The sequence below is a fragment of the Acinetobacter calcoaceticus ANC 3811 genome (genome assembly GCF_000399665.1).
GTDB lineage: Bacteria > Pseudomonadota > Gammaproteobacteria > Pseudomonadales > Moraxellaceae > Acinetobacter > Acinetobacter calcoaceticus_B.
Window position 1 is genome coordinate 3,386,435 of the sequence record NZ_KB976986.1, and the last position, 15,149, is coordinate 3,401,583.

Annotated in this window: 15 protein-coding genes; 6 read left to right on the forward strand and 9 right to left on the reverse strand. The window is 28.0% G+C overall.

Annotated features, from left to right (window positions below):
- Positions 1-6 precede the first annotated feature (6 nt).
- The 3 genes from F935_RS17145 to F935_RS17155 are packed head-to-tail and all read left to right on the forward strand — an operon-like array spanning position 7 to position 4,345.
- Positions 7-1,980, forward strand: a complete 1,974-nt coding sequence (locus tag F935_RS17145; protein ID WP_016140037.1) for a hypothetical protein — start codon at positions 7-9, stop codon at positions 1,978-1,980.
- Positions 1,981-3,948: a hypothetical protein gene (locus F935_RS17150; protein ID WP_016140038.1), complete on the forward strand. Its 1,968-nt coding sequence runs from the start codon at positions 1,981-1,983 to the stop codon at positions 3,946-3,948.
- Positions 3,926-4,345 (forward strand): hypothetical protein, encoded by a 420-nt coding sequence (locus F935_RS17155; protein WP_016140039.1) that lies wholly within the window; start codon positions 3,926-3,928, stop codon positions 4,343-4,345. Before F935_RS17150 ends, F935_RS17155 begins: the two co-directional genes overlap by 23 nt.
- Positions 4,346-4,414: 69 nt before the next feature.
- On the opposite strand, the gene F935_RS18060 is transcribed toward F935_RS17155, so the two are convergent.
- The 3 genes from F935_RS18060 to F935_RS17170 all read right to left on the reverse strand — a co-directional run bounded on the left by F935_RS18060 (position 4,415) and on the right by F935_RS17170 (position 6,889).
- A complete protein-coding gene (locus tag F935_RS18060) occupies positions 4,415-5,986 on the reverse strand; it encodes a hypothetical protein (protein ID WP_016140040.1) in 1,572 nt (523 codons plus the stop codon).
- A gap of 125 nt (positions 5,987-6,111) precedes the next feature.
- Positions 6,112-6,336, reverse strand: coding sequence for a hypothetical protein (locus tag F935_RS17165; protein ID WP_016140041.1), 225 nt, complete (start codon positions 6,334-6,336; stop codon positions 6,112-6,114).
- 64 nt (positions 6,337-6,400) lie between these two features.
- Positions 6,401-6,889, reverse strand: coding sequence for a hypothetical protein (locus F935_RS17170; RefSeq protein ID WP_016140042.1), 489 nt, complete (start codon positions 6,887-6,889; stop codon positions 6,401-6,403).
- A 72-nt stretch (positions 6,890-6,961) separates the two neighbouring features.
- Here F935_RS17170 and F935_RS17175 point away from each other — a divergent pair, with 72 nt between their 5' ends.
- Genes F935_RS17175 through F935_RS17185 form a run of 3 tightly spaced genes read left to right on the forward strand, consistent with a single transcriptional unit; the run spans position 6,962 to position 8,721 of the window.
- Entirely contained in the window at positions 6,962-7,201 is a 240-nt protein-coding gene (locus tag F935_RS17175) for a helix-turn-helix domain-containing protein (RefSeq protein WP_035366393.1), read from the forward strand.
- 56 nt (positions 7,202-7,257) lie between these two features.
- Positions 7,258-7,959 (forward strand): metallophosphoesterase, encoded by a 702-nt coding sequence (locus tag F935_RS17180; RefSeq protein WP_035366395.1) that lies wholly within the window; start codon positions 7,258-7,260, stop codon positions 7,957-7,959.
- Between the two features lie 45 nt (positions 7,960-8,004).
- Positions 8,005-8,721, forward strand: a complete 717-nt coding sequence (locus F935_RS17185) for a hypothetical protein (protein ID WP_016140044.1) — start codon at positions 8,005-8,007, stop codon at positions 8,719-8,721.
- 2 nt (positions 8,722-8,723) lie between these two features.
- Here F935_RS17185 and F935_RS17190 read toward each other — a convergent pair whose 3' ends face one another.
- The 6 genes from F935_RS17190 to F935_RS17215 all read right to left on the reverse strand — a co-directional run bounded on the left by F935_RS17190 (position 8,724) and on the right by F935_RS17215 (position 15,133).
- Positions 8,724-9,527, reverse strand: a complete 804-nt coding sequence (locus F935_RS17190) for a hypothetical protein (protein ID WP_016140045.1) — start codon at positions 9,525-9,527, stop codon at positions 8,724-8,726.
- A 56-nt stretch (positions 9,528-9,583) separates the two neighbouring features.
- On the reverse strand, positions 9,584-10,084 hold the full coding sequence (locus F935_RS17195; RefSeq protein ID WP_016140046.1) for a Mov34/MPN/PAD-1 family protein: 501 nt from the start codon (positions 10,082-10,084) through the stop codon (positions 9,584-9,586).
- 5 nt (positions 10,085-10,089) lie between these two features.
- On the reverse strand, positions 10,090-11,355 hold the full coding sequence (locus F935_RS17200; protein WP_016140047.1) for a CBASS cGAMP synthase: 1,266 nt from the start codon (positions 11,353-11,355) through the stop codon (positions 10,090-10,092).
- A 117-nt stretch (positions 11,356-11,472) separates the two neighbouring features.
- Complete coding sequence (locus F935_RS17205; RefSeq protein ID WP_016140048.1) at positions 11,473-13,248, reverse strand: ThiF family adenylyltransferase; 1,776 nt, start codon at positions 13,246-13,248, stop codon at positions 11,473-11,475.
- Between the two features lie 111 nt (positions 13,249-13,359).
- Positions 13,360-14,418, reverse strand: a complete 1,059-nt coding sequence (locus tag F935_RS17210; protein WP_016140049.1) for a CBASS cGAMP-activated phospholipase — start codon at positions 14,416-14,418, stop codon at positions 13,360-13,362.
- A gap of 148 nt (positions 14,419-14,566) precedes the next feature.
- Positions 14,567-15,133 (reverse strand): Cap15 family cyclic dinucleotide receptor domain-containing protein, encoded by a 567-nt coding sequence (locus F935_RS17215; protein ID WP_228253330.1) that lies wholly within the window; start codon positions 15,131-15,133, stop codon positions 14,567-14,569.
- Positions 15,134-15,149 lie beyond the last annotated feature (16 nt).

Sequence of the window (15,149 nt, forward strand, 5' to 3'; positions counted from 1 at the left end):
AATAATATGGAAATATATAAATTAAGAACAACACAAATTTTAAATATTACTAATTTTGACGATTTGGAGAGTTTGGATGATCAACAAGTAATTAATTTAATTATTAAGTTTGGTTTAAATCATAGAGAGATTACTTTTGATGTTGGGTCGTGGTGTTTTAGTGAAGTTGATAAAAAATCTCGTATTAATAAAATTAAACCGGTGAAATTGGATTCATTAAAAAAAGATAGAATTTTACCAATTAAGAAAATAATTTTAAAGTTTGTTGAGGAATCTCAATCTAATAATACATTAAAAGGTCAGCTTAAAAACTTTAATTATATCATTAATTACATAAATGAAAATTATGGTAATGCAGATGTGTCTAATGTAGAGGATGCTCTTGAAATTTATAAAAATTTCACAATTTTTTTATTGGATAAAATAAAGCAATTTACTAAAGGAGGAAATACTTCTGATTTTGGCGGATACTCATTGAAGCAAAAATTATTAAGAATCTTTTTAGAATTTTCTACTAATTTAACTTCAGAGTACTTTTTATCATCAATTAAAAGAATTAAATCAGATCGAATCAATAGACCAATAACTCAATATAATAGTGAAGATGTTAATATTTTTTTAGAAAAGCAAATTTATATATTTGAAACTTTAGCTAGATATATTTTGAATAAAGAACCTCTGCCATATATAGTTGATTTAATTAAGTTTGGAGGGGAAAAATATTTTTTTGAATTTAATAAATCTAAAAAAATAAATTTAATTAAAGATGATATGTTTTATGATGAGGATAATAAGATTGTACCAATAAATATATTTTTGGATAAGGTTGTAAAAGATAAAAGATTTATTGAATCAAATTCATCAATTACACAATTAAAAGCATCTTATTATTTTAAGGTAAAAAGCCTAAAAGATTTAAATTTAATGAATTTTCGAAATTGTAATATAAAAGTAAATTTAGCAAATATTGCAATAATGGCTTTTGCAAAAGCATTTATCGCTGTCACAGGAGTTAATGAAGCAGTTCTATGTGAGTTAAAAGTAGAAAAATTTGAAATGCTATCATCAAAAAAAGGTATGAGAGGTTATGGTAGTAAAATACGTGCAGGGGGGAAAACAGTTCCAATTGAGTTTGGTTTGAAATTTTTAAAATTTTATAAATTATTTCTAGATTTTCGTAGTTATTTATTAAGTGAGTTTGATAAAGATACAAAAAATGGAATAGATGATAAATTATTCTTTTATATGCCCACAATGACATTATCTAAAATAAATAAATTTACTAAATTAGATAATGTTTATTTTACTAAATATCATAGATTTTTAAAAGATGTTTTTCAGATTGTACCAGTGCATAATAGAATTTTAAGAAAAAATGTTAGTAATAATTATCTGGCTATTAGTAATGATCCTTTACTTACAGCTGAAAAATTAGGTAACACCCCAAAAACTATATTAAAAAACTATACAAATATTTCTTTTGAGGAAATGGCATTGCAAATGTCGGAATTTTATAAAGCTCAAATTGAATCTACTGTTCTAAGGTATAGATTTAATAGTGAAATTATTGGAGTCAATATTAAAAATTCACAAGAAAAAAATAAACAAAAATCTACACCTATTGGTCATTGTGAAGAAAGGAGTCCTGCTTTAAAAAAAGAATTTAACGATAATTCTATACAGCCTAATTGCAGTAACTTAGAGACTTGTCTTTTTTGTGATAAATATGCAATCCATGCTGATGTTGTTGATATTAAAAAAATTATTTCAGTAAAAATGATTATTGCTAATTTGAAAAATAAAACAAAAGAGTCTGAACAAATTATCTATCGTATAAATGAGATTTTAAAATTTATGACTAACAAATTTCCAACCACAAGTTTGATAATTAAAAAAACTGAAGAGAATGTCGAGGAAGGCTTTCTTGATGATTTTTGGTTACAACATTTACAACTTCTTGTTAGTTTAGAGGAGATTTAAATGGAAAATAATTTTTTATTCTTAAGTTATGTATTACCCGTTGAGTATCAAAAAAATTATCCGACAAATAAGACTGGTATAACTTTTAATAGTAATGGTACAATTTTATCTTATTTTAAAGATAATATTTGGGATTTTACTCCTTATTTGTATAGACCAACTATTGCAAATAAAATTGATTTTAATAATATTATACTGGAAGATTCAAATAAAAATCTTAAGAATTTATTAATATTTCAAGCAAAGTTATTAGTGTATGGTCTTATGTTTTGTAATACTAATAGTAGATCTATAAGTGCTTCATCTATTTTTAGTTATTACTTTAATATTAGGATTTTAGTAAGAATAGCATATCAGAATAAATTTTCATTGGATAATTTATCAAGTAATAATAAATTTACTTCATATGTTTTTAAATATTTTCGAAATAAAAAAAGACGGGTCTTTTCTTTTTTTATAACTACATTAAAAAAAATTTCAAGATTATCAGTGACTTTTACTGAGCATAATTTTTCTATTAGCCCATCACAATTTAATGAGTTAACTTCTTTTAAAGATAAATTATTGAGTAATGAAATTAAACAACATTTAGTAATTCCAACGAGAATTTATGCAATTTTAATAAAAAAACAAGAACAAATATTTAATGAGTACCTTAAATATAGATATAAATTTTTACATATTTTTAGGATTGTATTTGATAATGATTTTAGACAAACATTAAAATTATCATATAGAAATATTTGGAGTTATGTATTTGATAGAATTAAATTTTTTGGATTAGAAGAAATAGCAAAAAAATATAAAATTAATAATATGTTTAATCTAAAGAAATATTACTATAGCCTTATGGAGCTAACAAAATTATCAATTTTGCTGTTTTCTGGAATGCGTATGTCTGAGTGTTTACTTTTGCCATTTAATGCATTAAATAAAATATTAATTAAAAATACACAAGTATTCATTTTAAATGGATATACATCTAAATTTACAAAAATTGGTCCAATGAAGACAGTATGGATTTGTTCATCTGCTGTGGAAATTGCAATTAAAGTAGCTCAAGAAATGGTAAAAATCTCTACCTTTATCTCAAAAATTCAAACTAAAGATTATTCTCAATTTCCTATTTTTTATGCGCCTAAAGGAGGAACAAAAACTAATATTTACAAGTATTCCGTACAAAATAAAATAGATTTTATTCCAACTATTAAATTTTTTAATCTCGACTTAAATATATGTGAATATGATCTAGAAGAAATGAAAAGAATTGAGCTGCTGAGTGATTTACATGAACGTAAGGTCAAGATTAATCAGCCTTTTCCTCTGTCAGCACATCAATTTAGAAGAAGTTTAACTGTTTATGCTTCTAGGAGTGGACTAGTTCAAACGCCAGCTTTGAAAGGTCAATTAAAGCATATTACAGAGGAAATGACCTATTATTATGGTAATAACTCTCATTTAATACCTAATTATATTTTTGATCAGACGCTAATTGATACTTTTAATGAAGAAAAATTTATGGAAAGTCTTCTAAGCTTTAAGGAGGACATTATTGATACAGAAATTCCTCTATTTGGGGCTGAAGGAACTCGTTTACAAAATGCTAAAGAAACTGGAAATGTTCCCTTATTTTTAACTGATTTTAAGCATACTGAACAAGCTATAAGAGATGGAAGATTATCTTATAGAAGAACTCCTTTAGGCGGATGTGCGAGAAAAGAACATTGTGACAAAACAGCTTTTATAAGTATAACCGCATGCATATCATGTAAAGATGCAGTTTTTTCATCAAAATCGATTAAGGCTTTAGAGAAAACAAAATATCACTTTATGAGTCGATCTTTTCCGTTGAATCATGATGATCCTTATAAAAAACAACTACTTTGCGAAGTAAGGGAAATTGACTCTATTTTACTTAAGTACAAAAACAGAATTGGAGTAAAAAATGTCACAGAAATCGATGAATGAATACTATTCTGCATTAGAAAGACTTATAAAAGATGAGCCCATAAACTTGGAGAAAGGGACAAAAATTAATTTTGATACAGTGGCATTAGAAGCAGGACGAGGAAGAGGAGCTATAAAAGGTGATTCTGAAGAAATTAGAAATTTAAAACTTAAGATTAATGAAGCTCAAACTTTAAAGAAGAAAAAGAATAGTGCTAAAGAAATTGCCAAAGAAACTAAAGATTGGAAGGCTAAATATTTAAAAATTAAGGAGAAATATGAGAATTTAGAAAGAGAGCAAAAAATTCAGGCTGAACAGTTAGTTAGTGTTATATTTCAATTAGCTGAAACCAAAAAAGAACTCACTAATTTTATGTCGAAAAATGATAATTTAATAAGATTTAATAAAAATAATTAAATTTTCCCTTCAATATAAGTAACAGTTTACCTTCCTAAAAAAGCCCTTAATGTTTTGAATCGATTTGGCCTATTTTTTTTCTCCTGCAAGTGGATCTAAAGTTGTAGTTCGAAAGTACTTACCAAGCCTATTTGAATTATCAATTTTAACTTTATATATTTGATTTTTAGATATTTTATCTTTAGTTAGAGATATATTTGCTTCTTTAAAAATATGTCGAATATAAACATTTTCATAAATTTTTAGATTAAAAATATTATCAATTTCAATAAGTGTGTTCTGCTCAATAGTAATTTCATTACTATTCTGAATAAAAATTATAGATAAGTTTTTATCTTCAAATAAAGTACAGTCGCATGAAAAATCATCAACAATTTCTATAGTTTTTAGTGCTTCTACCGTCTCAAAAATATCTTGATGTTCTTCTGCAGTAAAAGTGATTTCACTTTGAAATGGGATCTCAATTTTTAAAATATTACATAGTAGTGAAGAGTAGTAAGTGTATGATAATAATGAATTTAATCCATAAAATGTTGTTTGGGGTATATTGGATGTTGTTGAAAATACAAGTAATCCTTCTATATAAATTTTTATAGAAAATTTATTAAGATTAGATAAAGTCTTATAAAGTTTAAAAATTTGTTCAAAATAATTTAATTGCGATAAAAGTTTATTATCCCAGAGATGAACATTTAAATTTAAGTTCATTGCATCTTTTATAGAACCACCTTTGTAAGGGATTTGGTTGATATTAAAAGTCAGCAATCCTTCAAATTTTTGACTAAAAAACGAAAAAGTAGTACGACCAAGAATCAGCACATCTTCAAAGGTTACTAAACTATTTCCCTCTTCATTTTCTATCTCAACGACAGCTTTTCTTTTATTATTAGGTTCAATTGTTAAGGTCGCATCTTCCGAATCTGTTGGTAAGAGCACATTTAAACCAGAAGAATTAGTCATAATTTTTGAAATATCACATGAAAAGCGATGACCATGGTCAAGAAGGTCTTGGAATTTCTGTGTATATTCTTTAGGACTGACAGGAGTAAATTTTACCGTGATAGCTTCTTCAGTATTCTCTTTAATATTTATATTAAAATAATCATGCCCATTTATAAAAGAATAATGTACATCTAAACGAGGATCTAAGTGGTTAATATGTTGATTAATAGCTTTTGCAATTTCAGATAGGGAGCTCTGGATCCTCCTAGGTACACTTATACCTGAAGCTTGTAATAAAGAATGGTTTACTTGGTACTCAGCTTCACTTTGTGTGTAAAGTTTTTGATTTAAATTTTGTTTTATTCTCTGTTCAGCTAAATTTTTCCATCGATGCAATAATGGAGTAGGATACAAATCTGGTTCTCTGTCAATTTTAGTTGCACAAGTAGAACAAAGCCAAATTCCATTATTTATATGCTTTCTTTCTTCCTGTGTCATTGTGGAATTATAGCGTGGTCCCCCAATCGCTGCTGCACAAATATGAGCAGCAATACCCGTCTCATTTACCTTTGAAGTATCAGTAAGTTGTGGTTCGGATGTTTGTACATAACAATCAGGATTAGAACAAATACCAGACACTCTACGTTTAAGTAAATTAATTGTTGCTTGGGTAAAGTTATCTCTATTTGTAGTAGCCATATATCTAACAATAAAATATTATTAGTATGATTTTTAAAGTATTACAAAGATATGTCAATAAATTACTTTTAAATTGACGATTAATATTAATAATTTTATAGGCTAGTTATCAACACTTGATATTTTTAATTTTCATCGAATAGATGAAGTAATTTTTTTTGTGTCCTCAGGTGGGTACTTAAGCTAAAAAGGCAAGATGAACACAAGTAAACTTCGTTTTCTTCACTTTTCTCTTGAGTTGCTTTTTGAGTAACCGTTTTTAAAATTCCATAACTATCTAAACAAACTCTATCACAGATATCACAAGTGATTTTTTTATCTATATTTTGAGGAGCATTATTCACTTCCATTTAGTTAAACCCATTATATCTTCTTTAGATAAAAAATTGATATTTATAGCTTCTTCAACTTTCTTTAGTTAAATACTTTAAAGATTGCATCAAGAGCATTCATATTTGATTCTAATGCAAGATACTCACGTTCTTTTTCATGAATTAACGATTCAATTTCAAATTGAATTTTAGGAAATTCTCTACTGTATTCTTTTAAAAATTCAATTTCTAACTCTTTTTGTTTAATAGCTTTTTTTAGCGTTTGCACCTTTTGATAAATCGACTCATAAGATGGTCGAAGCTCCTTTGCTAAATTTTCTTTCATTAATTGGTGCTTTGTATAGGCAGAACTATATCTATGAGGAACAGTTGATGTATCCAAGATAAAATACTCCTTTACTAAAGACTTTTTAAAAAATTTATAAATGAAATGGAAGTTCTCTTCAGTATTTAAGCCACTTGATCGTTCTTGTACAAAGATAGTCCAGATTTGCTGAAATTCATGATTCTGAAAGTTTTTGTTTAGCAGAAAGCGAACAAATGATCTTTGAAGAATTTCTCCTTTTGTCATACAGATCACTACATTTAAAAAGAAATTATCCTATTTTGGGATAATTGTTGGGATAGTACACCATCTCTGGTTATGAGCTCAATACATGACCCGAGATATATTGGTCTAATACATTGTTTAATATCGATACGTGAGGAAAGAAATATTACTCAGGTACAGATAGCCTCATCGTTGAAAAAGCCCCAATCCTACGTAGCTAAAGTTGAAAACTTAGATAGAAGATTGGATATCATTGAATTAAAAGATTGGTTGAATGTACTTGGTGTAAAATTCGCAGAATTTATTAGTATTTCAAATATAGAAAATATTTAATAATTTTTTAATTTCTTATAAGCTCAATAATAACTAAGCAAGTTATAACTACTAAATTGGACCTATTTCCTACTAAATTATTAATTGAAACCTATGATGCATCTCATGTAAGCCGACTTTTTGTTGTCGGTGATATTCATGGATGTTATGAGGAATTAATGAATAAACTCCTCGAAGTAAATTTTGATTTTGAGGCGGATATGCTTATATCAGTCGGAGACCTAGTTGATAGAGGTAAAGACAGTCTCAAATGTATTGAACTTGTCAAAAAACCTTGGTTTAAAGCTATACGTGGCAATCATGAACAAATGTGTTTAGAAGCATCAATAGCACCTGAAATGAGAGGGTTTCATTGTAAACATGGGGGAGAGTGGTTATATGGACTTACAATGGAAAACTATAAAGAAGTTTTGGATGTCTGCTTAAATTTACCTATTGTGTTAGAAGTTGCTTTTAGGGGGGGAAAGTATGGGTTTGTGCATGCAGATATTAAGCAAAATGATTGGTTAGATTTTAAAAATGATATCTTAAAGAAAGACTATTTTTCTGAATCAAACTCTTCTACATTACAAAGTGCGCTATGGGGAAGGAGTAGAATATTGGGGAAGCACCCGCTGAAATATCAAGAAATAATAGGTATTCATGAAGTGTACTTAGGACATACAGTAGTGGATTCTCCAGTTTATAAAGACAATTGTATTTATATTGACACAGGGGTAGTTTTTGGTAAACAACTAACGTTTCTAGAAATTAAATAATAATATGTAAATTTTATAAAAGTCTTTGTCTTCATGGGAGTGGCAATGAAAAAATATAGTCAAAAACATATCTATAATTTATTATTAAAAATTAATCAATATGAAAAAAACTTTAAACTAAAGAAAAGCTCTAGAAATAGGGCTCTAAGGCAGGGTTTTTTTTGGTTGAATATGACATGTTTAATGTTTTCAATTATATTATTTATTTTAGGGGTTTATCTTTCTCTACAAATATTAATAGTCATATCTTTGATATTGTTGTTGATATGTGAAGGGTTGTTATTGGTTGATGTAATTATAGATATTGTATACTCAAGAAAAGATATTAAGTATTTTTTTAATGAGCCTGTAGGTATACTTTTACGGAATGCTAATATATCAGCAAGATCTGCTATTGAGTATTTACCAGAACTAATAGCTTTTGAATATGATGACCTAGAATTAGCTAGAAGAGAAATTGCTTATGAGAAAGATCATTTTGATAAAAGAACATCTATCCTTACGGGTTCTTTAGACAAAATTGGAATATTTCCATCAATTTTAGCAACAATGGTATTGTTACTCACTCATTTAAGTAATAATAAAACTTTCGAATTTTTACAAGAACATCCAGAGTTCCAATTTCTATTCTATGTATTAATTGCTGTTGTTGTAATCTTTCAACTATTTTCAATATTTACAAATTTTATTTCATTAAAGTTATCTTATTTAATTCAAGTTATTGAATATGCTATTAATTTAAAAGAAAATAAGAATAATTAATATTATTTGATTTTTTTAATATAAATATTGATTTTTGATCCATTTTTAATGGCGATAGAATATATATTGTTAGCATGAAGAACAACCTTGTGGTTGTGATCAATATCTGGGTAATTATTTAATTTATGATAATCAGCATAGTAGGCCGTATATTTTATTGGTGTATAAAATTTACTTTCACTTTTTGCAAGAGCAACTATTGAAAATGCTAGGAATAAAATAAAAAGCATAAATCCAGAAAAATGTAATGGATTAAAATCATTACTTTTTTTCCTAATATGAGGTTCATTTTTTATAAAAATATAAAGAAGAGGTTTAATTAGAACATATAATGTCTCAAGAGAAATTTTAAGTGACCATATCAAGATAGTTGGTACATATATTATTAATCCAATTATAAGTACAATAATTAAGAGTGCTGGAACGTAGCAAAAAAAAGTCCATAAACCAAGTGTTAAATAGAAGTCTGTAGCAGGTAAGCCTAAACTTGCAGTAATTAAATTTTGTGAAATGACGTTGGAAAGCCAAATAATAAAAATATTTATTAACCAAAACGATGAGTTGTATATTTTAATACCTTTGATTCTTTTTTTGTAAATAATATAAATCCAACTAATAAAGCCAAGCTCAATAACCGAAAATGACACCATTAGAAAAAAATTAGAAAATATATTGTCTCTAAAAGGAAGGAATATAATAAATAAAAAGAAACCAATAAAGTAGAATTTTTTATATAATTCTAGTTTGTTAAAATATTTGAAAGAATCATTAATAATACATTTAATTAAAAAGGATTCAATGTCCATTAGATTTCTCTCATATTATTAATATACATAAATTTATGGTGTTAATAGAAAGTAATTTATAGGAATGAGATTGTTTTTAAAATTTTATATCCCATTTTTCCATTATAAATCGCAATCCAATCTTTATGAATATCTCCCATACTGAGTATTAAAAGTAGAAAGGGTTGGCTTCCCATTTGAGAATCCATTTTCAAGGCTAAATTACGCCAACTTTCTATATCTATTAAAGATGGACTTGGCTTCTCTTGCGGATGAGAATGCCATTCACCTAAATATTGCATAGTTCCATTAGACTTCATGTGCCATTCATCAACTATTTCTTGATGTTTAGGATCTTGTCTAATAAATCTAATTCTTGATGAAACATCATTTCGGCCTGGGAATGTCACATCTTTAATCCAAAATCCATTGTTTCCGTATACTTCACCTATTAGAACTCCACCAGCTTCGGGCATATTTTGTTTAACCTGCCGGAAAGAATCCAATTTAGACAAAATATCTAAATTAAAGCGTATATAAAAATCGGATTTTTCATCTATAAATGTGACATACGCCATTTTAGTTAACCACTTGTCACTGAAGGTAAAACTTTCGCTGTTTGAGAGCTGCTCAAAGACTGCCTAAATATATCTTGTTCAGTAGTTGGCACTTTAGATATTTCAATGTAGTCCTCATTATAAGGGTAACGATGGCCAAAGGCTTCAATATGGAATTTTAGACAATATTTTTTCTCTTTTGCATTTAAACTATCATTAATTAAATTTAAAAACTCTGTAGCTTTATTAGAGCAATATTGGCGTTTTTCTTGTTTAATTCGATTAAAATCTTCATTTTCATGGTCTGGAATCGAGCTTTCATATACTGGATTTTTAAGAGCCTCAGGTAAAATACTCAAAATATTTAAAAGTGTAAGGTCATCACGTTTCTCAATAAACTCATAATTTTGACATGCTATAACCATGAGTAGAATTGAACTTGGTCCCCCACCTTGAATCCAATGATAATCACGCCATGCTTTTAGGTACCTACAAATAAATCTTAGCTGATTTCCTTCATCTTCTTGTTTGGCAATAAAGTTTAAAAACCATTGTCTCACTTGTTCGCAATCACTCTCGCGAAAACTACCATCGCGTTGAGCCATTGTAATCCGTTTAATATTTTCAAGTTCAATATGATCTTTGAACTTTTCTTCATAAAGTAACCCATGGCTTTCGAATTCAAAACTCTCAGATATAGAAGCAGAATCCATAGTGATAGAGTCATATAAATTAAAATCTTCCAAGCCTATCTGTTTTTTGCGTAAACCAACTTGAAGCTCACTATACTCTTCAAGTGAATCAAACATATCTTTAGGGACTATATAAACTGGCACATCTAGATGTGTATACGAATTTACAAGTAATCGGATACAATTCATATTATCTGTAGAATCTAACTGCCAGCCTTCTTCACTTGCCAATTCGTCTAAAAGATTTTCGACTGTTGAAAAATAACTTTTCAAAGTTTCTTTAGAATATTCATCACATTCATTAAAAACTTCAGCTGATAAATAAACTCCATAATCAAGATCGAGTTCTTGTCCCCTATGAGCAGGTAAATTACATAACCCATAAGCCCAAGAACCTTGTATACGGAACTTTGGATTTGGCCCCTCTGGATTGTAATCTTCAATAAAATCACGTAATCCAGATTTCAAGCAAGATCTAATTTTTTTACGACATTCATTAAGTTCCTTAATAGTATCTTGGGAAGGTATTAATGCCCTTAAAAAACCGTCTTCTAGAGCTCGATAACCCCGATGAGCATTAAAAATAGTAGAATTAGTCATAAAATATTCCTAAAAAATGAAAATAATATTAAGTTATCAATAGTTTTAACTATTTGAAAATACATTTAATATTTTGGGTTCATATTAAAATAGTCAAGCTAAAATCAAAAAATATATTTACTTACAAAAAGGACAACTTTTTTGTTTAAAGACCTCAGCCTTCAGGTTCATATTTTTATCTTTAGATAAAGTCGAAGCATAGTGAGTAAAGTAATTAGATTTAAGTGTATTTCCAGCCCAAGCTAAGAGTACCTCAATTCCCATACTAGCCACATTTAGGCTTGAACTAATTGTATATGGTGTATAGTTAGCACAAGGACGATTTATTCTTATAGTTGATTCTCTATTCATATCAGGAAGCGGGTAAAAATCATCTGGAGCATTATACCAAAGTGTGGATAGACAATAATGACAACCACCTTTATTATCCAATGATGTAGGACTATTCCAGAATGCTTGTACACACTCGCCATTTGCAAAGATCCATAAATGTAATATAGGTACTTGTTTTTCTGGACAGCGTTGTTTATTTAATTCATTTAGATATTCTGCGATTTCGAACTTACCTGTAGCATCTATAATTACATCAAATTCTTCATAAAAATCAGTTGATAAGTATTTTATATCTGAATTTTCAAATGAAATATTTAATTTGTCATTTACTAAGTATTTTTGATAATTACATTCTAGATAGATTTTTAATGCTTCAGCTTTATTTATACCGAGATAAGTAGCATTTAAAAAATGTCGACCTAGATTGTCCCTACTTAATTTATCAGAATCAACGAGAGTTAATTTTGAGTTTTCACCAAAACCTGCACCGACTTTAAATAGTGAATCAGTTAGGTACCCCCCTATAGCACCACAACCTATTTGGAGTATTTTTAAATCATTAAGATTTTCTATATTATTTAAGCTTTGCAAATTTCTTTTAACTAATTTTTCAAGACTAAAATGATGGCCTATACCGAAGCCTAAATTTTGATTGTTATTAAATTTAAAGTTTTTTAAATTATTATATCTAGCCATTCTAGCTATAGTTTGTGAATCTAATTTTATTGAGAAATATAAAATAGCTTCTCTATAAACAAATCCAAAAAAGAAATTTTTTTCAAAATCTTTATATAATTTCAATGAAATCAATAAGATATTATACCCTGATTGATCCCAAGATTTAATCCAATGAAAGAATTTATCTAATGATTTTATTGAAAAGTCTGCATTCAGGAATGAACTTAATTTTGGAACATTTTGTGAATCAGGGATAAATATTAATTTTCCATTAAAATTTATATTTTCATCTTTATTAATTACAGTAAAATTTATTGATTTATTTTGTTGTGTAGGAAGTTCTCCAAAAGATAGGGTTTGAAAAGCTGCTTTATTGATTCTACTGAGGGCAACCCAAGTAGGTTCAATTTCATTATTTAATTGCTCAGAAATAGAGGTTGGGCTAATTATTTTTTTTAAAGTTGTTTTTGTTTGATTAACTACAAAATCTATAAATTTAGAGCAGTTATAACGTGGAATAGTAATATCATCTGCAAATGCATAGCAGATAGAATGCAATATTTTATTGTTTAATTTAAGTTCTGGCTTGGGAGTTATATGAGGTAGAGGGAGTTTTAATATTTTTTCACTGGGATTAACAATATAGACAATAGGTAAAGAAATAAGCTTTAGATCATATATTCTAATAACTATATCAAAGACATAGTTTTTATCATCAGTATTGATATTTAGCTCTCCTCTGAAAATGATATCATCACCAGTGAAAAGTATGGAAGCATTATATTTTGTGTCTTTATACATTAACTCATCTAAAGACAAACGGTTGAAATTTTGTTCATGGAGCGATTGAATTAACTGTTTTCTTCTTAATGAATCGAGCATATCTTTAATATTTCCTTTATTCTACCAATCTGGAATGGTAGAAATAAAATCCTAAATTTTAATAAGAGATATACTAATAATATTTTATTAATATACCTCTTATTTATATACTTATATCTTAGTTCTTACAAAGGGCTTAGCTTTATTTTCAAAAAAGGTCCGTAAATGAGCTTCTTGAGCAAATTTTTCTGTTGCCATTTGCTTACCTTGACCTAAGAGGTGCTTCAGACTACTACTTGATGCATTATCAAGAGTAATATCTTTTGATGCTTCATTAGGAATAGTGCCATCTATTTCAATAAAGTTGGTTTTATCAAGTCCATATGGTCTATATTCCCTAATTAACATAAATCTATGAAGATTTTGATTCGCAGTCATTGTACTTAAAACTAATCTTTCACCTGTACCCCATAAACTCAAATATCCCTTTTTACATTTTTTTTCTAATAATTTAGGTCTGAGACAATAATGTTCATTTAATGTGCCAACATTTAAAATTTTTATGTCTTCAATGCTTATATCAGGAAAATCAAATTTCATATTATGGAGTACTTCTTTTAATCCGATGAAACTTGGATTATTTGCAACTAAGCCACCATCTGCAAAGTAAGCTTCTTTATCTGCACAATAATGCGGACTAAAATAAGTAGGTGCAGCAGAAGTGGCCAGAGCAGCATCTATCAGTTTTAATACACCATCACGCGTAAAAGAAGGATCATGTGGAGTTTTAAAGAAAAAAGGATTTCCACTTGATAAATTAACTGTAGGAATCATAACTCTTCGATTGAGATCGTTAAAAACTAAGTTTTCATCAATCATACTAAGTATGGTTTTACGCAAAGGAGCGCTGTTATAAATAGGAAGGAATGGCAAAAGAAACTTCTTTATAAAATATCTATATTTTGGAAAAATTTGAGCAGCATTTTCTTTGAAGACAATTTCTAGATCTCTCGCACTTTTTCCTGAGGCTAAGCCGAGTGCAAGTATCCCACCAATAGAGGTTCCTGTTATTAAATCAAAATAGTCTCCAATTTTTACGTTTTGTAGATTATTTTTAGACTCAATTATCCTTTCAATTTCTGCGAGGAAGCTAATAGTAAATAGTCCTCTAACTCCACCACCATTTAGGCTCAGGACTTTGGCTATCTTCTGATTATTTTGTGTAAGCATAAAGTTCTCAAAATTTAATATTTGTACTTTAATTGAGCTTTATTTGTTTTTTTCAAGGCCAATATTTAAGTATATAAAAACAATACTTACTAAAAATTTTTTAATTACTTTATTTTTACTTTAAAATTTTAATTGTTAACTGCTAGGTTTAATAAAAAGAAACATCCTTTTCCACACAGCTTCCTGTTTGTATAAATCTAATTCGCCCAGTAGTTTTACGATCTGTATAATAATATCCTGAAAGTTCTAAAGTATTTTTACCATCTATATCGACTTTACGTATGTCAAAAATAGTAGAGCCAGTATATGAGTTCCAATTAGGATTTTTGGGTAATGAGCGATAAATGTAATAAAGTTTTGGTTCACCACTTTCGACCGTAGGAGTTGTTTCAAGGGTTAATGACTTTGAGGTTTCAGTATGAATATTGATTTGTGTTTCAAGTAAAGTTTGTTTAATCAATACACGTACAGGTATTTTCTTATCATTTTCAGTTGTTATCTCACCCTCCCATGTGCCATTTAAGTCAGGATATAAAGAAGGTTTAATTTTTTTCAACAGCTTCCAAAGTGCACGAGCAGTCATGCTAGTTGTTAAAGCTATAATTACTAATAATGAAATCCACGGTGCAATACTTAAAATTTTAATTATTTGGAAATCATTTAGCCAGTAACTTCTGACCAACTCATATGCACCAATACTTAAGATAGTCGTCATTGTTGCGACATATCGT